Source organism: Sphingobium sp., from assembly GCF_035511395.1.
In the GTDB taxonomy this organism is placed as follows: Bacteria; Pseudomonadota; Alphaproteobacteria; order Sphingomonadales; family Sphingomonadaceae; genus Sphingobium.
Genome location: NZ_DATKFP010000198.1, coordinates 1 through 17118, shown reverse-complemented (window position 1 = coordinate 17118; position 17118 = coordinate 1). Strand labels below are relative to the sequence as shown.

Genomic DNA, 17118 nt, shown 5'->3' with positions numbered 1-17118 from the left:
GCCAGGGTCTTCTGGCAAAACGGGCCAAGATCCGAGTAATTGAAACGTTCATCAACACAGGAGATGTCGAATGGCTCAGAAGGGCGCAGGCGGTAATCCTGGCGCGATTACCGCCAAGGGCGGAGATGGCGCTCATGGTAGCACCGGCACCGGTCGCGGCGGAGGCAATAACGCCCGAGGCGAGAAATCGGCGTCTCCCAAAAAGGGCGTCGACAAGAAGGATGGCGACGCGGCCAAGTCAGGCTGAGATGCCAATTCGATATCGCGCGCCGTTCTCCGGTGCCGACGTTTTCACCATGCCGCGATCTCTCGCGTGCATGACCCAAGGAGAAGTTGATGCAAAAGATAGCTACACTCGCACTGGCAGGAGCGATGCTCATGTTCCAGACACCCTCGATTGCACAAACGCCGCCTCCTCCTCCTGCCGAAGCCAAGATGCAGGCGGCCGCTTATGTCATGGCGGCGGGCAAGAGCGACCTTTAAGAAATCATTTCCAGCCAAGTTGCGCTCGAGAAGTCGCAGACGCCCGCGATCCGCACATTCTCGCAGATGCTGATCAAACATCACAAGATGACGACGGCAGCGACCATGAAGGCCGCGACGAAGGCCGGAATGACCCCAACGCCTCCCGCGCTCGATGCTGCGACCACAGCTTCCATCTCGGAACTGCAGACAGCGTCAGCGTCTGACTTCGACCGCGTATATCTCGCTCAGCAAATCCCCGCCCACCGGGTTGCGCTCGATCTACACAAGAGCTTTTCAGCCAGCGGGGTGGATATAGCGGCAGGACGCGGCCTGTCGTAGGGCGCATTGCGTTTCAGTTTTTGCCGGCCTTGATAGCGGGCCTCTAAGTGACTGAAAACCCGCCACGAATCCGGCACCGTAGCGCCGGTCTCCGGACCACCGGTATATGTGAAGAAGAGTGGTGCACCAAGCTGGACCCGAACGGTCGTCCGATCGCGATCGCCAATCCGAATATCCCGACCACCTGCTACGTTGTTTGCGATCTGACGCCAAAGCTGAAGCAGTTGCTGCGGGAACGCGACGCGACCATGCTGCCGGATGGCCAGGACTTCTATGGTTACAGCCGGAACTATAACACTTATTATGAGGTCTCGATTACGGAAAAGTGCTGCGTGATGCCCAGCGCCGAAACGGCGCGTTATTCGACAAGCTTAAGCTGATCTAGGGTCAGGACCTGCGCGCCGGGCAAGGTGTCGGCGCGGCGATCTGATGCTCAATAGCCTCGGCATATTGGGCAGCTAGTTCGAAGGGGAGGCGAGGGGCCGCGCGGTCGGGACATGGGCCGCCGCAGGCGCGATCGCCAGCGCCGTTGGACCGCCGCTTGGCGGCTGGCTGGTCGACAGCGTGGGCTGGCGCGCGATTTTCTATATCAACATGCCGGTCGCCGCGGCCGCGATCCTTGTGGCGTGGCGCTATGTGGAGGAAAGCGAGCAGACGAAGGGTAGGCTCGACTGGGCGGGCGCTTTGTTGGTGACAGCAGCGCTCGGCACGCTGACCTGGGCGCTGACCTTGTGGTCGAGCCGCCATGTCGCGTCGCTCGATACCTGGCTTGCCTTGGGCAGCGGCTTGCTTCTCCTCCTCATGTTCCTCATCGTCGAGCGCCGGCTGGGTGATCGGGCGATGATGCCGCTCGCATTGTTCGCTTTGCGACCCTTTGTCGGCCTGACACTGTTGACCTTGCTGCTCTACGGCGCCTTGGGCGGGCTATTAGTGCTGCTGCCCTATCTGCTGATCGTGAGTGGCCAATATACTCCGACCCAGGCGGGGCTGGCGCTCTTGCCCTTCTCGATCGTGATCGGGACGGTGTCGCGCCTGGCTGGGCGCCTCACCGAGAAAATCGGACCGCGCTGGCCCTTGACCATCGGGCCGATCGTCACTGGCGTGAGGTTTGCGCTGATGGTGCGCGCCAATCCCAATGCGAGTTACTGGACCAGCATCCTGCCCGGCATGGCTGTCATTGCGCTCGGCATGGCAGGGGCGGTGGCGCCATTGACGACGGCGGTGCTATCATCGGTGGACGACCGGCATACGGGCACCGCATCGGGGTTCAACAGCGCGATCGCGCGAACCGGCGGGCTGGTCGCGACCGCGATCGCCGGCGCTGTGATCGCGGTGTCACGCGCCGAACTCGCCGGTGCATTTCAGGCCGCGGCTGCCGTGGCGGCCGTTCTGGCTGTGGCGGCCGGCGTGATCGCTTTCCTCACGCTGGAGAAAACCGCTTAGGTCGGCGCGAGCAGGTTCCCCCCCCAGTATCCGGACCCTGGATTTTAGTGGCGCTTATGACCTCTTGAACCTCCCCGGCTTTCGATCCATCTGACCGTCGCACGATCTGCCAGACGAGAGAGACCTGATACCATGACGACCGATACTGTGAGCGCCCCTGAAACCCGTGCGTTCGAAGCCGATGTCTCCAAGCTTCTGCACATGATGGTGCACTCGGTCTATTCAGACAAAGACGTGTTTTTGCGCGAACTCATCTCGAACGCGGCCGATGCGTGCGAGAAGCTGCGTTATGAGGCGATCTCGAACCCGGCGCTGTTTGGTGACGATCCGCAGCCCCGCATCACCCTGACGCTGGACAAGGAAGCCGGCACACTCGTCGTCGCGGACAACGGGGTCGGCATGACCGCCGCCGATATGGGAGAGACCCTGGGCACCATCGCGCGGTCAGGCACCAAGGTGTTCATGGACAAGCTTGCCGCCCACAAGAATGGTGAGGGCCAGCAGCTCATTGGCCAATTCGGTGTAGGCTTCTACTCGGCCTTCATGGTGGCGGGCCAAGTCGATGTCGTGTCGCATCGTGCTGGTACGGACGAGGCGGCGCGCTGGTCGTCCGACGGTCAGGGCACGTACACGATCGCGACGGTCGATGTAGCGGACGCGCCTGCGCGCGGCACACGGGTGACGCTCCAACTACTCGATGACGCCAAAACATACGCCGAGCGCTACACCGTCGAACGGATCGTGAAGGCGCAGTCGGGCCATGTACCGGTGCCCATCTTCATCAAGGAACTGGGCAGCGGGGAGGAAGAGCGCCAAGTCGCGGATGGCGCGGCCCTCTGGACCAAATCCAAGTCCGAGATCGCAGAAGAGGAATATGCTGACTTCTACCGCAGCGTTGCCGGCCAGTTCGACAAGCCCGCGCTGACGCTTCACTATCGTGCTGAGGGTCGTCACGAATATTCGGTCCTGACCTTCGTTCCCGAGACCAAGCCGTTCGATTTGTTCGATCCCGACCGCAAGGGCCGGATCAAGCTCTATGTCCGCCGGGTGTTCATCACCGATGAGGCGGAAATCCTGCCGCGCTATCTGCGCTTCGTGCGCGGCCTCGTGGACTCCGCCGACCTGCCCCTCAATATGTCGCGCGAGATGATCCAGGACAGCTTGGTGCTGTCCGCTATCCAGAAGGGTGTGAGCAAGCGCATCCTGTCTGAACTGGAAAAGCTCGCGACCAACGAGCCCGAGCGATATGTGGCGATCTGGGAGAATTTCGGACCGGTCCTGAAGGAAGGCCTCTACGAGGATTTCGAACGGCGCGAGCAGCTGCTCGGCCTTGCCCGGTTCAAGAGTACTACGTCCGATGGCGCGTGGCGATCCCTCACGGAATATGCGGCGGCCCTCAAGGAAAACCAGACCGCAATCTATTACGCCACGGGCACGGACCTCGAGCGGATCGCCCAGTCGCCGCAGCTCGAAGGTTTCAAGGCGCGCGGCATCGAGGTGTTGTTGCTCCCCGACCAGGTCGACAGCTTCTGGACAACCATGGGTGTCGACTATGAGGGCAAGCCCTTCAAGTCCGTGACCCAGGGCGCTACCGATCTCAGCCTCATTGCGCTCGCCGACGGTGGAGCAGCCTCGGACGCCAAAGCCAGCGACGAAGTCAGCGGCTTCATCGCCTTTGCCAAGGAAACCTTGGCGGGAGAGGTCTCCGACGTTCGTGTCTCCGATCGGCTCACGACCAGCGCCGTCTGCATCGTCGCGTCCGAGAACGCCATGGATCTGCAGCTGGAGAAAATGCTGGCGTCGGCCGGACGCGCGCCCGAACGGGCAAAGCCCATACTCGAGGTGAATGCGGGACATGCCCTCATCGCAAAGCTTGGCGAGGCCCGCGGGAGCGACAAGGAGCGAGCTGACCTCGCATTCCTGCTGCTCGACGAGGCGCGCATCGCAGAGGGAGAGCCGCCTGCCGATCCGCACGCTTTTGCCGAGCGGCTCGAGCGTCTCATGGCCAAGGCATTGAACTAGAGGACGGCAGCGTTGCGCGGGGAGCTTGATATGTGCCCTCCCCAGGCGGGGGCCGGAGAAGCAGGCATCGCTCCAGCAAGGAGCGGAACTTCATCGCCTCGCGAATAGGTCCCGACCAAAATCCCGGCCGCCAGGGCATGTCCGCGTAAAGCATCGACCAGTGCCGTGCGGCCCGGACTTGGATCTAGCGCCGGCGTTTGCGAGAGCGCGAACAGCTGGAAGACATAGTCATGGCTGCCGTGGCCGGTGGGCGGATCTGGCGGTAGCCAGCCTTCGCTCCAGAAACTGTTGCGTCCGACATCGCTGCCATTCGCACGCCCCTTTCCGTCGCGCTGGATCGCGCCTTCCACAAGGCGCTGTTCCGAAGCGGGGATATTCCAGACTATGGCATGAACAAGCGGCTGCCCGGCCGGCGCATAAGGGTCCTCGACGATCAGCGCAAGACTTGCCGTGCCCGCAGGTGGGTCGGACCAGACGAGCGGGGGTGAAACGCCGTTGCCATCTGCCGTAAACCGGACGGGTAGTCGCGCGCCGTTGCCGAAAGCCGGGCTGGCAAGCTCGAGCATCGGCCCGGCTGGCGCGATACCGTTTTGAACGACAACAAGCTTGGCGTGTCCTGCCCGGACTGAACGCAGCATCTTGCCCATCCAGTGGGGAATATGTTCAAGCATGGGCGTACACTCAGATGATGCCCGTGCCGCCATTGGCGCCAAAGATGCTGCCGCTTGTAAAGCTCGTCCCGGCTTCAGCGAGGGTCACATATAGCGATGCGAGTTCGGCTGGCTGCCCGGCCCGGCCCATCGGCGTGTCCTGGCCAAACTCACCCATTTTGCCGGGTAACTGTCCTCCCGCGACCTGCAGCGGCGTCCAAACCGGCCCGGGGGCGACGCCGTTCACGCGAATGCCCTTGGACCCAAGCTGCTTGGCGAGGCCTTTTGTGAAGATCGCGATCGCGGCCTTGGTCGTCGCATAGTCGAGCAATTCCTCGCCTGGGCTGACGCTGTTGACGGACGTCGTGTTGATGATGCTTGAACCGGGCTTCAGCAGCGGGACGGCGGCCTTGCAGATATGAGACATCGCATAGACATTGGTCTTCATCGTGCGATCGAACTGCTCGGCGCTGATCTCCATGATCGATGCCTTGGACTGCTGGTAGGCAGCGTTGTTAACAACGATGTCCAGGCCGCCGAGCGCCTTGTGCGCCTTGGCGACCAGGTCCGTGCAGAAGGCCGCATCTGTGAGATCACCTGGGATCAAAGTGATCTTGCGGTTCTCGGCGCGCAGCAGTTTCGCCAGATCCTGTGCATCGGGCTCCTCGGTCGGATAATAGTTGACCGCAACGTCCGCGCCTTCCCGGGCAAAGGCGATCACGGCTGCGCGACCGATGCCGCTGTCGCCGCCCGTCACCAGCGCCTTGCGACCCGCCAGCCGGCCGCTGCCCTTGTAGCTCGTCTCACCGCTGTCGGGCACCGGCCTCATGTCGCGCTGGAGCGCGGGCCATGGCTGCTTCTGCTCGGGAAACGAGTCGCTTGGATAGGCTGCGGTAGGGTCTTTGAGTGGGACTTCCATAATGCGCTTGTCCTGGGCAAGGGTGGGATCGACGATAAATGCAGCGCCGAGCGCGGCCGCATCCTTGAGCATGTCGCGGCGTGTGTTGTCGTCCATGTCGACAATCCGTCAGAGAGGGTGTTCGCTTCCAACCCCTTCGACTTCGACGCAGTTCCCGCAGATCATGATATGCAGCAACGCTGCGCTACGACGATCGTGTTGATGCTGTTCTTGCTCTACCCTTCGGCGGTCTGCAGATCGGTCAACTCGGACGGGCGCAGCTCATATTGAAGCTGCTCCATGCGGCATTGGCTGGGCGACTTATCGGGACGCCAGCGTATGAGCGCGGTGCCGTGCCGAAAGCGCTCGCCGGTCACTTGGTCGTATCGGACCTCGGCCACCAGTTCAGGCGCCAGTGGATGCCAGGGGCTCTCCTTGCCATCGTTCCATCGGCTGGGACCGCCAGGCGCCTTGCCGGTAAAGCCCGGCTCCGCGACCAGCGCCTCAAGTTTTTGGGTCAGCGCCGCCTTGTCCTCGTCCGCCAGCGCCGAGGTGAAGCCGACATGGTTGAGGAGGCCGGTATCGTCGTATAGGCCAAGCAGCAGAGAGGCGACTTCCGGACCATCTTTGCTCCGCCGGAACCCTCCGACGACGCAATCCGCCGTACGATGCTGCTTCATCTTGCGCATGGCGCGTTCGCCCGGCTGGTACGCTATACCCAACGGCTTGGCGATCACGCCGTCGAGCGCCCCACCGCTGTTTTCAAGCCACGACAACGCCTGGCGTTCATCCCTCGTCGCTGGCGAGAGCAGCAAGGTTGAATTGCCTTCGGCAGCATGGAAGCGCTCGATCGCCGCGCGCCGTTCCTCGAGCGGTGCATCGACCAGGTCTTTACCGCCCAACGCAAGGCAGTCGAACAGCATCAGCTTGGCGGGCGTCTCGACGGACAGGCGAGCAATGCGGCTTTCCGCCGGATGAAGGCGAGCCTGCAGCGCGTCGAAGGACAATATCTCGCCAATGGGGAGGATGAGCTCCCCATCGACGACGAAGTCGCGTTCATGGGTTGCCGCCAGCAAAGCGACGATCTCGGGGAAGTAGCGGGCGAGGCTCTTGCCCGACTTCGACATGATCTCGATCGCGTTGCCTGAGCGCGAAGCGATCGCCCGAAAGCCATCCCATTTGGGCTCAAATTGCCACCCTGATCCTGATGGTAACGCACCCACCAGCTTCGCTTCCATCGGCGGCGTGGCGGCGAGGGGGTGGAACTTGGACAAAGACATTCCCCTCGCCGTACCGTCAGCTTTTCAGATGCGCTTCGACGGCGGAAGCGCTGTTGCCAACCGTATCGACCGCCTTCTGAAGGGCTTCGCGGTCGACCCCAAACTTGGCAGTCCAGTAAGCGACCTCATAATCCTCGCCCATCGCAATCCGCGAACCGTCCGCTGGTGAGCGCAGTGTCTTGTCGTCGGCCATCCTGTCCTCCTCTTCTATTGTCGCTCCTAACGCGCTGTCTTGTCCTGCGTTGCATCGATCTAGTGACTATTTGCGGGATGCGATCGCGCGTTGGAACGGGCGTAACGGCCGCGGGTTGAGGCAGGCATTGGGACAGGAGACGATTATGGCAGCACGACCCTATTGGAGAGGCCAGATCCGGCTGGCTCTGGTTTCGATCCCGGTCGAAATTTACTCGGCTACCAAGAGCGGCGCGACGATCGCCTTCAACCAGATCCATGAGCCGTCGGGCAAGCGCATCAAATATGAGAAGGTCGTGCCCGGCATCGGCCCGGTCGATGTCGAGGACATCGTCAAGGGTTTTGAATATGCCAAGGGCGAGTATGTCCTGCTCGACGAAAAGGAGATCGAAGGCGTGAAGCTTGAGAGCAAGAAGACGCTCGAGCTTACGCAGTTCGTGGACAGTCACGAGATCGACGCCATCTATTTCGAAAAACCCTATTATGTCGTCCCCGCCGACGATCTGGCCGAGGAAGCTTTCATCGTCCTGCGTGAAGCGCTCCGCCGCAGCCATAAGATTGGGCTGGGGCAACTGGCCATGCGCGGCCGCGAATATGTCGTCAGCATCAAGGCCTGCGGTCGTGGCCTTGTCATGGAGACGCTGCGCTATGCTGACGAAGTCAATAAGGCCGCGAGCTATTTTCGCGAGATCGGCGACGCGGATCCCGATGAGGAACTGCTAGATCTCGCCACCACGCTGATCGACAAGAAGACAGGCAAGTTCGATGCGAGCGAGTTCCACGATCGCTATGTTGATGCGCTAAAGGATCTCATCGAACGCAAAAAGAAGGGCAAGACCCTCAACATCGACGACGACAGCGAGGCCGGCTCCGATCCACGCGGGAGTAATGTGGTTGACCTGATGGCGGCCCTCAAAAAGTCGATCGGTCCGGCGAGCGGTGCTGGTGGAGCAAAGACGCCCACCAAGAAACCGGCGGCCAAAGCTGCAGCGAAGCCGGAGAAAAAGCCTGCGGCGAAAGCGCCTGCCAAGGCGCCTGCAAAAAAACGGGCCTGAGGGATGGCCGATCCGGTGCGTTCGTCCAGTAACGACGATGATGATGCCGCCTTTGCAGAAGGCGCCATCACCTTATGGAGCAATCTGCTTGCGCTGATGGGCACTCATCTCCTCGAGGCGGGGACACCGCGCCAGGAAGTGCTCGATATGCTGACGATGCTGCATGAGACCAATGAGGAAACGATCCGTTCGCCTCGCGCGCGCGCGATCGCCGGACGCCACCTCATGTCGGTCTATCGAGTACTCGGCGAAGCCTGACGTCAGTCAGGCGTTCGGCCCGAATCGCCGTCGTTCCGGATCGCGGCGGCACTGGAAGCGCCCCTTGATCTGGTCGTTGAAGAAGGCGCCTGCAGAGGTCGCCTTGCAGAGCGCCTCGAAGATGGCCGCAGGCACGTCATAATAGACATATTTGCCCGTCTGCCGGAACGACACGCTCAAGACGCCCGCATCGTCATCGAAGGCGACACGGTCGATCATTGAGGAGGTTTTGATACGGCAGGCGCGCATATTGGCCCAGCGTCTGGCGGACTCTGCCGTTCCATCCTCTGCGTTCAGGCGAATCCGCTGCGCGCCCAAGCGAGTCCAGCAATGCTTGGAGCCTTAACCAGCCTGTTTTGAACCGTCGTTTCGATTGCGGGTTATGGAGGGATGCCTGAGGAAACCATCGATCAGAAACTGCGTCAGATGGCGGAGCACCGCGGCTTCAAGCTTGTCAAATCCCGAAAGCGCAAAGCCGGCATAGGAGACTTTGGCAAATTTGGGTTGACGCAGGCGGATGGGAAGCCGCTGCTCGGCATGGGTGAGGACGGGCTGACGGCGTCTGCCGAAGATGTCGAAGCCTATCTGCGCAAAGGGTCTTTGAGCACCTGGAAAGCTTCGGCTGAAAGCGTGCCTGCCCGGGCCGCGCTCTCGAAAAGGCGAAAATTGCAGGCGAAGTCAGATGATGATGATGATGATGCGCCCGTCATCCGGCCTCGCGCGAGAAACGCCGCCAACCAAAGTGCTGACGCCAGAAAGGCGGTACCCGAAAACAGAAATGCGCACCCGGCCAAGAAGCGTAAGCCCGCCGAGCGAGCGGGCAAGGCGTCCACAGGCCGCAGGTCCGCGTCACCTAAAGCCGAGCCCAGCGCGCGCGCGGTTGTGGAGCCTCCGCCCACTCAAGTCCCACAGTTGCGCGTTCGCCCGGCGACGTCTGCCGATGCCACGGCGCTTGCAAAGCTGCTGCGGCAACTGGATCATGCTGACATCGCTGAACTCGGCATAGCGCGCAACCTTGAGGCGGTGCGAAAGGCCAAGGGTGGCACGGTGGTCGCCGAATTGGGCACCGTTGTTGGATGTTGCACCTGGGCGGTCGTGCCCACGGTCCAATATGGGCTGATGGGGCGGATCACCATCATCCTGGTCGACGAGGATCACCGCCGCCGCGGCATTGCAACCGCCTTGTTCGAGGCTGCCTCTGCCTCCTTAAGCAAGGCGGGCTGCACCCGGGTGGAAGCAATGAGCGACATCGAAATCAGGAATGCGCATGGGTTCTTCCGGGCTTTGAAATTCGAACAGACGAGCTATCGTTTTGCGCGGGCAATCGAGGTGGGTAGCTGAACGAAATCGCGACGGAACGAGTCCGCAGGCCTGCGGATTGAGGTGGAAAGGGATCGGACCGCATCAGCATGGCCAGCACGCAGACCAAGACGGCAGATGAGAGCCTTGTCAAATACCGGGCGAAACGAGACTTCGCGCGGACCGCCGAACCTTCAGGCGCAAAGCTCCCCAGCGTCGGTAACGGCTTCGTCGTCCAGAAGCATGCGGCAACCCGTCTTCATTATGATTTTCGTCTCGAGCTCGACGGCGTGCTGGTCAGCTGGGCCGTCACGCGAGGGCCCAGCGGCAATCCGGACGACAAGCGCCTCGCCGTGCGCACCGAAGACCATCCTCTCGATTATGCCCGCTTCGAAGGCACGATCCCCAAAGGGGAATATGGCGGCGGGACCGTCATGCTCTGGGACAATGGCACCTGGGAATCGATCCCGGGCAAGGATCCCCGGGAGACGCTGCCGCAAGGCCATCTGCATTTCATCCTGCACGGCCGACGGATGCAAGGTGAATGGATCTTGTTTCGCCTGAAGCCACGAGGGAAAGAAAAAGGCGAGAACTGGATCCTGCGCAAGGTGAACGACGCTTTTGCCGGAGGGTCGGATGACCTGATCGGCACCCATCTGACCAGCGTCGATACCGGACGAACCATGGACGAGATTGCCGCAGGCAGGGCCGCGCCAAAAAAGAAGAAAGCGAGCCCGGCGGCTTCCCCGCCATCGACGTCGTCCGGTACGGCTAAGCCCGTCAAGAAGCCCAAAAAGAAGTCCGGAACGCTGCCCCCGTTTCAACCGGTGCAACTGGCAGCACTTGTCGATCATGTGCCTTCTGGCGATCGGTGGATCCATGAACTCAAATATGATGGCTATCGCACTCTGCTGGCGATCGGCGGGGGGGAAGGGCGGGCCTATACCCGTTCGGGCCTGGACTGGTCGGATCGCTTCGCTGGACTGGTCGGCGATGCCATCACGCTGAATGCCTCTAGCGCCCTTATCGACGGCGAGGCGGTTGTGATCCTCCCCGACGGGCGAACCAGCTTTCAGGCCTTGCAGGCGGCGCTCAAGGGCGACCCCGACAGGATTGACTATGTCGCATTCGACCTGCTTGAGCTTGACGGCGAGAATTTGACCCAGCGCCCATTGCTTGAACGCAAGGAGAAGTTGGCCGCGCTGATCGGTGAGGGCAGGGGCCATCTGCGCTACTCCGATCATATCGTCGGACGCGGGGAGGAGCTTTTCAAAAGGTTCTGCGGCGCGGGCCTCGAGGGCGTCATATCGAAACGGATCGATGCACGCTATTCAGGCTCGAGGTCCGGATCATGGGTGAAGACCAAATGCATCCGGCGACAGGAGTTCGTGATCCTGGGCTGGACGCCTTCGGACAAGCAGCGCGGCTTTCGCGCGTTGCTGCTCGGGGTGAACGAGAAGGGCAAGCTGCGCTTTGCCGGCAAGGTCGGTACGGGCTTTACCGGCGACGAGATCGAACGGCTGATGAAGTTGATGGCGCCGCTCGAACAAAAGACAGCGACAGTAGAGGCGCCGCGCGCCGCCGTGCGTGGGGCTCATTGGATCAAGCCTAAGCTGGTCGCCGAGGTCGCCTATATCGAGTTCACTGACGAAGGCGTGTTGCGGCACTCGAGCTATCTGGGCTTACGCGAGGACAAGAAGCCTGAAGCTGTGGTGCTTGAAGTCGAGACACCGGTTGCTGCTGCCGAAAAGCCTGCCGCCACCAGCGGCGTCAAGATCAGCAATAGGGATCGCGTGATCTTCCCCGAGGGCAAGCTCACCAAAGGGGAACTGGCCGTCTATTATGAGGCGGTAGCCGAGATCATGCTGCCATGGGCGGGAAGCCGCCCTATCAGCCTGGTGCGCTGCCCCCAGGGCCGCGACAAGAAATGCTTTTTCCAGAAGCATGATGCCGGAAGTTTCGGCGACGCCGTCAAGCAGGTCGGGATCCTCGAGAAGGACGGACATCAGGAGCCTTACCTGTTCGTCGATACGCCCGCCGGACTCCTCACCTGCGTCCAGATGGGCACCATCGAGTTTCACGGCTGGGGCGCTCGTATCGAAGATGTCGAGAAGGCCGATCGGCTGGTGTTCGACCTCGATCCTGACGAGGGTCTTGACTTCAAGGACGTCGTCTCCGCCGCTTTGCACCTTCAGGACGTCTTGGGACAGATGGGGCTCGTCACCTTTCCGATGGTAACCGGCGGTAAGGGCGTGCATGTGATCGCGCCGCTGACGCCGACGGCGGAATGGCCGCAGGTCAAGGATTTCGCGCATCGCTTTGCAATGGCCCTGGCGCAGGCCGATCCCGACAGATTTACCGCTGCGCTCGCGAAGGCCAAGCGAACCGGCAAGATATTCATCGACTATCTGCGCAATCAGCGCGGGGCGACAGCCGTCATGCCATACAGCGCCCGCTCCCGGCCCTTTGCGCCGATTGCGGTGCCACTGACATGGGAAGAGTTGCGCGACCTCGACAGCCCCCATCATTGGCATATCGGCGACGCGCCCGAGATGCGCAAGCGCGCGGCATCGAAGGACCTGGCGCATTGGGGGCGGGCTGATCAGATACTGCCCGATCTCTGAGGTCTGCCGTGAAGATCGCCACCTATAATGTGAACGGGGTCAATGGCCGCTTGCCGGTGCTGCTGCGCTGGCTTGAAGAATCCGAGTCGGATATTGTCGTTCTCCAGGAATTGAAGGCGCCGCAGGAAAAATTCCCGCAAAGCGCTATCCGGGATCTGGGCTACCAGTCGATCTGGCATGGCCAGAAGAGCTGGAACGGCGTCGCTATCCTGAGCCGCGTCGGCGAAATTCATGAAACCCGGCGCGGCCTCCCCGGCGACCCGGATGCTGCGCAGAGCCGCTATATCGAAGCGGCGGTCAACGGTATCCTTATAGGCGGTCTCTACCTCCCCAACGGCAACCCAAGACCCGGCCCCAAGTTCGAATACAAGCTCGCCTGGTTCGACCGGTTGATAGATCATGCGCGCGGTCTGCTTGAGTCCGGCTTGCCTGTCATACTGGCGGGCGATTTCAACGTCATGCCCACCGAGCGCGACGTGTACAAGCCGGAACGCTGGCTTGACGACGCGCTCTTCGCTCCGGAGGTACGCGACGCCTTTTTCCGGCTGACTGCACAGGGCTGGACCGATGCGTTGCGAACTATCCATCCCGACGAGGTGATCTACACATTCTGGGATTATTTCCGTAACGCCTATACCCGCAATGCGGGTCTTCGGATCGACCACCTCCTGCTCAGCCCGGCGCTTGTTGATCGGCTGACGGACGCACAGGTGGATAGCGATGTTCGCGGTTGGGAGAAGACCAGCGATCATGCACCGGTCTGGATAAGGCTCACGGATGTTCCGGCGCAGCGACGGCGCCAGGCTAAGGGTTCAAACCAGGCGCCGTAGAGCGTGCTCGCGACCATGAAACATCATAATCGGATGCCCCATCAGACCGCATTCACATCATGCAAACGGGACGAACCGCGCGGAGCAGGATCGATGTGGACATATGCTCGCTTGGAGCAAGGCGCTTCAGGCCTGCGTTTCAATTCCGGTCAAAGCAGCTTTGACGGCCTCGATATGGGTATCGTCCTGCAGGTCTACGGACACCAGGATCTGCCCGGCGAGCGGAGCATCGTCTCTGGCTGCCTGACCAACTGTGCTTGCGTCCGCGCCGCTAACGGCCGTTCCGGCGCTATTGTCCGGGCCTTCTGCGGAAATGAAGATGTCGGTTCGCTCAATACCCATTTCTTGCACCAGATGTTCAATCGCGAGATCGGCCTGGCTCCTGCTTTGGAAAGTGCCTGTCAGTGTCGTGCTCATGATCGCTGTCCTTGTTTGTCGGGGTGAGAATCGGCGCGATCGGCTTCGGGATAATCCTCTGGCTTGACCGTGCCAACAGAAGGACGGTCTTCCACGTCCTCCTGGGGATTGCCACCGCGCGTGCGGGGATCGAGATCGTCGATGTTGGGTTGTACATCGCCCGCAGGCCCGCGCCGGGGAAGCTCTTTGGATTGTCCGTTATCCGGATCGAGACCGTTTTCGTTTCCAGGCATGATCTTGGCCTCCGCGCCGATGGTGGACTTGAAACGTTCAGTCCGCTTCGGTGCATCAAATCCCCGAAAGCCATCAAGTTTCAGGTCATTTGCCAAAGTTGATCCAAGTGATGCAAAAATTTCGGAGCGATTCCTTCGCGGATGCATTCTCGCCCCCATGCTGCCATCGATTGCATTCGTCGGGGCCGGCCCGACCACAATTTATACGCTGCATGCGCTGCTGGAACAGGCGCGAACACCATTCGACCTGACTATCTTCGAGCGCCAAGGCAGCGTGGGAAAAGGCACGCCCTATCGTCCCGGGTGGAACGATCCAGCAATGCTCTCCAACATCGCGAGTGGCGAAATCCCGCCGCTCGAAGAATCGCTGTTCGACTGGCTTAGCCGCCAGCCGCCGGAGCGTCTGGGAAAACTGCGTATTGCGCCGGCAGACATCGACGAACGGACTTTCTATCCGCGGGTGGCTCTGGGTGAATATTTCTACGATCAGTTTCGGCTGCTTCTCGCGCGGGCCGAGCAGGCGGGCGCGACCGTGACCGTACGTACCCATAGTTTGGTCACAGACGCGGTCGCAGGCGCTGACGGAATGAGGTTGATCTTCAAAAACCGTCGCGGGGAGCTGGTCGAAGAGACGTTTGACCATGTGGTCCTCGCCACCGGGCATCAGTGGCCGGCCGAGCCCGAGGTGCGGCCGGGGTATTTCCTCAGTCCCTGGCCCGCCTCGGCCCTGGCGCAGGTACCAGCGTGCAGCATCGGGATCCGTGGTTCGTCCCTTAGCGCAATCGACGCGGCGGTCGCATTGGCGGTGACCCATGGCGCGTTCGTCGAAGACGCCGCAGGAGGCCTTTCCTACGACGCGTCGCCCGGTGCGGACGCATTTCACATGACGATGCTGTCGCGCAAGGGTCTGCTGCCCGAAGCGGACTTCTATTTTCCAATTCCCTACGAACCTCTGTCCTTCTGCACCGCCGAGGCGGTCGAGGCGCTGGTAAGCGCGGAGGTGGACGATCTGCTGGACCGGTCATTCAGCCTGTTCAAAAAGGAGCTTGCTGCCGCCGATCCCGACTATGCCCGAGCTGTGGCGCTTGAAGATGCTGATATGGAGACATTCTGCGACCGGTATTTCGCGCAGCGGATCGAGAGCGATCCGTTTGCCTGGGCGAAGCTGAACCTTGCGGAAGCCGAACGCAATTATGCGCGGCATCATACCGTGGCCTGGCGCTATGCGATCCTTCGGATGCACGAGGTGATAGAATTGCTCGTTCCACATCTCAACGACGAGGATTTCGAACGTTTCTCCAGGCTCTTGAAGCCGGTGTTTGTCGACGATTATGCGACGGTGCCGCACGAATCGATCAGACGCATGCTGGCACTGCATGAAGCAGGCAAACTGGACGTAAGGGCGGTGGGTGAAGACTACCGGATCGACAGCCACAAACCGCAAGCCGGCGCGGTCCTCGATGTAGGTGCTGAAACGATACATTTCCCTGTCTTTATCGAAGCGACAGGCCAGCGCGCCCTGGCGGCGAAGGACTTCCCTTTCCCCTCCCTGCGCGAGCAGGGGATCGTGAGGGACGTGCCCCAGACCGGGAAAAGCGGACCAAGGCGTGGCATCGTGATCGATGACGAGTTCCATCCGGTGTCTCCCGACATTCCGGCAGATCAGCTTTTCTGTCTCAGCCTGCCCTTTCTTATGGGAAGACATCCTTTCGTCCAGGGCATCACCAGTGCGCACGCAATGGGTCAGGTGGTGGGAGGTGAACTTGCAGCCGCGATAGGTGCATGTCGCGCAAGGAACCCTTCGCTTCGTAGCGCGGAGCAGGGACTGGCGCTTTCGTGAAGCTCTTTGCCCTTTATGTCGGCGGCGAATTTCCTGGCGCCAACATAGAGGTTCATGACGTGCGCTTCGTGGTCGCGAACGCAATCGAAGAGACTTACGGCGAACTCAGGCGACAGTGGTGGGGGATCCCAAAAAGCCTCCATATCGACTGCTGGACCGAGGTCAGCCATGCCGACGGCTATGATGTTACGCTACGGCCAGAGCCTTTTGCGGGGCCGGAGAAGCTCTACTTCGTGAATTTGGGGGGCTATCAGGCGGGAGAGTTTGCCGAAAGCCATCGCAATATGTTCGTTGTGGCCGACAGCGAAGCGAAGGCGAAAACGAGAGCGATGAAAACGATCAGGGATTGGAGCGATCCACATCGCGACGATCTCTACGAAGCGGAACTGGCCTTCTGTCTAAGCGAAAGGACCCTCGCCGAGCGCGTTTACGTTCATCTTACGCCTGGCGACGGCGCCCAAACGTCAAATTTCGTCTGCCAGTATATTCCGATCAGAAAGAATAGCTGATCCAACTAGGCGCGCTCACGAATTCCATCTTCGTTCTCGTCTGACATCACGCCTCCATCGCCGCGGCCTCGCAGCGCGGAATGAATGCACAGATCCTACGAAAAGATGCGTCCGGTGATGTGCATCGATGCGAGTGGCCAGACCGGATTATGGGGGGGCTATCGCGCAGATTACAGCGTGATCGCTCTAAGCCGTGCCGGTCGCTCTTTCGGCAATCGCCCGGACAGAACCGACAGCGCGTTCAATTAGATTTCGTACTGGCGGGAAAAAGATCAACCCTCTCGGCATCGGGCATTATGGTGTCTATGAGCAGGGAGCGGTGGCAGCCGCCCGGCTCGCGCTCGAAACACAGGAGAGCGGTAGGCCTGTCTTGCGCCATTTCGATCAGTTGTGCGCCCTGGACGATGGCCTCTGGCAGGTCGAGCTGTCCGGCATAAACCGCGGCGAGGCGGGCATGATTGCCCTTGCGCGCGGCCTCGCGACCTTCGGGCGGGGTTCCCAGCGCCTTGAAACCTACATAGTCGATCCCTGCCTCCTTGAGACCTGCAGCAAGAATATTCTTGGAGAAGCCGGGCCTGCGCGAGAGCGGAACGGCACGCACGTCTGCCAGCAACGTCACGCCGGCCTCTTTCAACGCCGCAATCAGTTCAGCCTGGGTCGCGCCCTCATATCCGATGGTGAATATCTGCATGGCGCTGAGATAGGGACATCGCCGTTGAATTGCACGATCCGGCGCTGCCGATCTCAGCAAATAGGTGGGCGGT

The 17118-nt window shown here is 61.1% G+C and carries 21 protein-coding genes; 13 read left to right on the top strand and 8 right to left on the bottom strand.

Going from position 1 to position 17118, the window contains the following annotated elements:
• Positions 1-70 precede the first annotated feature (70 nt).
• From VMR39_RS13515 to htpG, 6 genes are all read left to right on the top strand, one after another.
• On the top strand, positions 71-247 hold the full coding sequence (locus VMR39_RS13515; protein WP_325416511.1) for a hypothetical protein: 177 nt from the start codon (positions 71-73) through the stop codon (positions 245-247).
• A gap of 89 nt (positions 248-336) precedes the next feature.
• Positions 337-483, top strand: a complete 147-nt coding sequence (locus tag VMR39_RS13510; RefSeq protein ID WP_325416510.1) for a hypothetical protein — start codon at positions 337-339, stop codon at positions 481-483.
• A 3-nt stretch (positions 484-486) separates the two neighbouring features.
• Complete coding sequence (locus VMR39_RS13505; protein ID WP_325416515.1) at positions 487-804, top strand: DUF4142 domain-containing protein; 318 nt, start codon at positions 487-489, stop codon at positions 802-804.
• Positions 805-851: 47 nt separating this feature from the next.
• Positions 852-1184: a hypothetical protein gene (locus VMR39_RS13500; protein ID WP_325416509.1), complete on the top strand. Its 333-nt coding sequence runs from the start codon at positions 852-854 to the stop codon at positions 1182-1184.
• A gap of 136 nt (positions 1185-1320) precedes the next feature.
• Positions 1321-2247, top strand: a complete 927-nt coding sequence (locus VMR39_RS13495) for an MFS transporter (RefSeq protein ID WP_325416514.1) — start codon at positions 1321-1323, stop codon at positions 2245-2247.
• A gap of 132 nt (positions 2248-2379) precedes the next feature.
• Positions 2380-4269, top strand: coding sequence for a molecular chaperone HtpG (gene htpG / locus VMR39_RS13490; protein ID WP_325416508.1), 1890 nt, complete (start codon positions 2380-2382; stop codon positions 4267-4269).
• Here htpG and VMR39_RS13485 read toward each other — a convergent pair.
• The 4 genes from VMR39_RS13485 to VMR39_RS13470 form a co-directional block, all read right to left on the bottom strand.
• Positions 4266-4940 (bottom strand): YbhB/YbcL family Raf kinase inhibitor-like protein, encoded by a 675-nt coding sequence (locus VMR39_RS13485; RefSeq protein WP_325416507.1) that lies wholly within the window; start codon positions 4938-4940, stop codon positions 4266-4268. The genes htpG and VMR39_RS13485 overlap by 4 nt on opposite strands.
• A gap of 10 nt (positions 4941-4950) precedes the next feature.
• Positions 4951-5934 carry an SDR family oxidoreductase gene (locus tag VMR39_RS13480; protein ID WP_325416506.1) on the bottom strand — a complete coding sequence of 328 codons (984 nt, stop codon included), beginning with the start codon at positions 5932-5934 and terminating at the stop codon, positions 4951-4953.
• Between the two features lie 119 nt (positions 5935-6053).
• On the bottom strand, positions 6054-7097 hold the full coding sequence (locus VMR39_RS13475) for an ATP-dependent DNA ligase (RefSeq protein WP_325416505.1): 1044 nt from the start codon (positions 7095-7097) through the stop codon (positions 6054-6056).
• A 16-nt stretch (positions 7098-7113) separates the two neighbouring features.
• Positions 7114-7290 carry a DUF3606 domain-containing protein gene (locus VMR39_RS13470; RefSeq protein WP_325416504.1) on the bottom strand — a complete coding sequence of 59 codons (177 nt, stop codon included), beginning with the start codon at positions 7288-7290 and terminating at the stop codon, positions 7114-7116.
• A 145-nt stretch (positions 7291-7435) separates the two neighbouring features.
• Between VMR39_RS13470 and VMR39_RS13465 the strand changes: the two genes are divergently transcribed.
• Positions 7436-8344, top strand: coding sequence for a Ku protein (locus VMR39_RS13465; RefSeq protein ID WP_325416513.1), 909 nt, complete (start codon positions 7436-7438; stop codon positions 8342-8344).
• A 3-nt stretch (positions 8345-8347) separates the two neighbouring features.
• The gene (locus VMR39_RS13460; protein ID WP_325416503.1) at positions 8348-8602 is read left to right on the top strand and encodes a hypothetical protein; all 255 of its coding nucleotides are present in this window, start codon (positions 8348-8350) and stop codon (positions 8600-8602) included.
• Positions 8603-8608: 6 nt separating this feature from the next.
• On the opposite strand, the gene VMR39_RS13455 is transcribed toward VMR39_RS13460, so the two are convergent.
• Positions 8609-8821, bottom strand: coding sequence for a KTSC domain-containing protein (locus VMR39_RS13455; RefSeq protein ID WP_325416502.1), 213 nt, complete (start codon positions 8819-8821; stop codon positions 8609-8611).
• 171 nt (positions 8822-8992) lie between these two features.
• On the opposite strand from VMR39_RS13455, the gene VMR39_RS13450 reads away from it, so the two are divergent.
• The 3 genes from VMR39_RS13450 to xth all read left to right on the top strand — a co-directional run bounded on the left by VMR39_RS13450 (position 8993) and on the right by xth (position 13355).
• Positions 8993-9943 (top strand): GNAT family N-acetyltransferase, encoded by a 951-nt coding sequence (locus VMR39_RS13450; RefSeq protein ID WP_325416501.1) that lies wholly within the window; start codon positions 8993-8995, stop codon positions 9941-9943.
• A 68-nt stretch (positions 9944-10011) separates the two neighbouring features.
• Entirely contained in the window at positions 10012-12525 is a 2514-nt protein-coding gene (gene ligD, locus VMR39_RS13445) for a DNA ligase D (RefSeq protein ID WP_325416500.1), read from the top strand.
• A gap of 8 nt (positions 12526-12533) precedes the next feature.
• Positions 12534-13355 (top strand): exodeoxyribonuclease III, encoded by an 822-nt coding sequence (xth, locus tag VMR39_RS13440; RefSeq protein ID WP_325416499.1) that lies wholly within the window; start codon positions 12534-12536, stop codon positions 13353-13355.
• Between the two features lie 126 nt (positions 13356-13481).
• Here xth and VMR39_RS13435 read toward each other — a convergent pair whose 3' ends face one another.
• Together VMR39_RS13435 and VMR39_RS13430 are read right to left on the bottom strand one after the other, a co-directional pair.
• The gene (locus tag VMR39_RS13435) at positions 13482-13772 is read right to left on the bottom strand and encodes a hypothetical protein (RefSeq protein ID WP_325416498.1); all 291 of its coding nucleotides are present in this window, start codon (positions 13770-13772) and stop codon (positions 13482-13484) included.
• Complete coding sequence (locus VMR39_RS13430; RefSeq protein WP_325416497.1) at positions 13769-14101, bottom strand: hypothetical protein; 333 nt, start codon at positions 14099-14101, stop codon at positions 13769-13771. The genes VMR39_RS13435 and VMR39_RS13430 overlap by 4 nt, the downstream gene beginning before the upstream one ends.
• A gap of 61 nt (positions 14102-14162) precedes the next feature.
• Between VMR39_RS13430 and VMR39_RS13425 the strand changes: the two genes are divergently transcribed.
• A complete protein-coding gene (locus VMR39_RS13425; protein ID WP_325416496.1) occupies positions 14163-15845 on the top strand; it encodes an FAD/NAD(P)-binding protein in 1683 nt (560 codons plus the stop codon).
• Positions 15842-16354: a DUF1543 domain-containing protein gene (locus tag VMR39_RS13420; RefSeq protein WP_325416495.1), complete on the top strand. Its 513-nt coding sequence runs from the start codon at positions 15842-15844 to the stop codon at positions 16352-16354. Before VMR39_RS13425 ends, VMR39_RS13420 begins: the two co-directional genes overlap by 4 nt.
• 241 nt (positions 16355-16595) lie before the next feature.
• On the opposite strand, the gene VMR39_RS13415 is transcribed toward VMR39_RS13420, so the two are convergent.
• Positions 16596-17045 carry a DUF488 domain-containing protein gene (locus VMR39_RS13415; protein WP_325416512.1) on the bottom strand — a complete coding sequence of 150 codons (450 nt, stop codon included), beginning with the start codon at positions 17043-17045 and terminating at the stop codon, positions 16596-16598.
• Positions 17046-17118 lie beyond the last annotated feature (73 nt).

Bases quoted from the DNA above. Each gene is read 5' to 3' on its own strand.
- VMR39_RS13515 (WP_325416511.1), top strand. From the start codon at position 71: ATGGCTCAGAAGGGCGCAGGCGGTAATCCTGGCGCGATTACCGCCAAG.
- VMR39_RS13510 (WP_325416510.1), top strand. From the start codon at position 337: ATGCAAAAGATAGCTACACTCGCACTGGCAGGAGCGATGCTCATGTTC.
- htpG (WP_325416508.1), top strand. From the start codon at position 2,380: ATGACGACCGATACTGTGAGCGCCCCTGAAACCCGTGCGTTCGAAGCC.
- VMR39_RS13485 (WP_325416507.1), bottom strand. From the start codon at position 4,940: ATGCTTGAACATATTCCCCACTGGATGGGCAAGATGCTGCGTTCAGTC.
- VMR39_RS13480 (WP_325416506.1), bottom strand. From the start codon at position 5,934: ATGGACGACAACACACGCCGCGACATGCTCAAGGATGCGGCCGCGCTC.
- VMR39_RS13475 (WP_325416505.1), bottom strand. From the start codon at position 7,097: ATGTCTTTGTCCAAGTTCCACCCCCTCGCCGCCACGCCGCCGATGGAA.
- VMR39_RS13470 (WP_325416504.1), bottom strand. From the start codon at position 7,290: ATGGCCGACGACAAGACACTGCGCTCACCAGCGGACGGTTCGCGGATT.
- VMR39_RS13465 (WP_325416513.1), top strand. From the start codon at position 7,436: ATGGCAGCACGACCCTATTGGAGAGGCCAGATCCGGCTGGCTCTGGTT.
- VMR39_RS13460 (WP_325416503.1), top strand. From the start codon at position 8,348: ATGGCCGATCCGGTGCGTTCGTCCAGTAACGACGATGATGATGCCGCC.
- VMR39_RS13455 (WP_325416502.1), bottom strand. From the start codon at position 8,821: ATGATCGACCGTGTCGCCTTCGATGACGATGCGGGCGTCTTGAGCGTG.
- VMR39_RS13450 (WP_325416501.1), top strand. From the start codon at position 8,993: ATGCCTGAGGAAACCATCGATCAGAAACTGCGTCAGATGGCGGAGCAC.
- ligD (WP_325416500.1), top strand. From the start codon at position 10,012: ATGGCCAGCACGCAGACCAAGACGGCAGATGAGAGCCTTGTCAAATAC.
- VMR39_RS13435 (WP_325416498.1), bottom strand. From the start codon at position 13,772: ATGAGCACGACACTGACAGGCACTTTCCAAAGCAGGAGCCAGGCCGAT.
- VMR39_RS13425 (WP_325416496.1), top strand. From the start codon at position 14,163: ATGCTGCCATCGATTGCATTCGTCGGGGCCGGCCCGACCACAATTTAT.
- VMR39_RS13415 (WP_325416512.1), bottom strand. From the start codon at position 17,045: ATGCAGATATTCACCATCGGATATGAGGGCGCGACCCAGGCTGAACTG.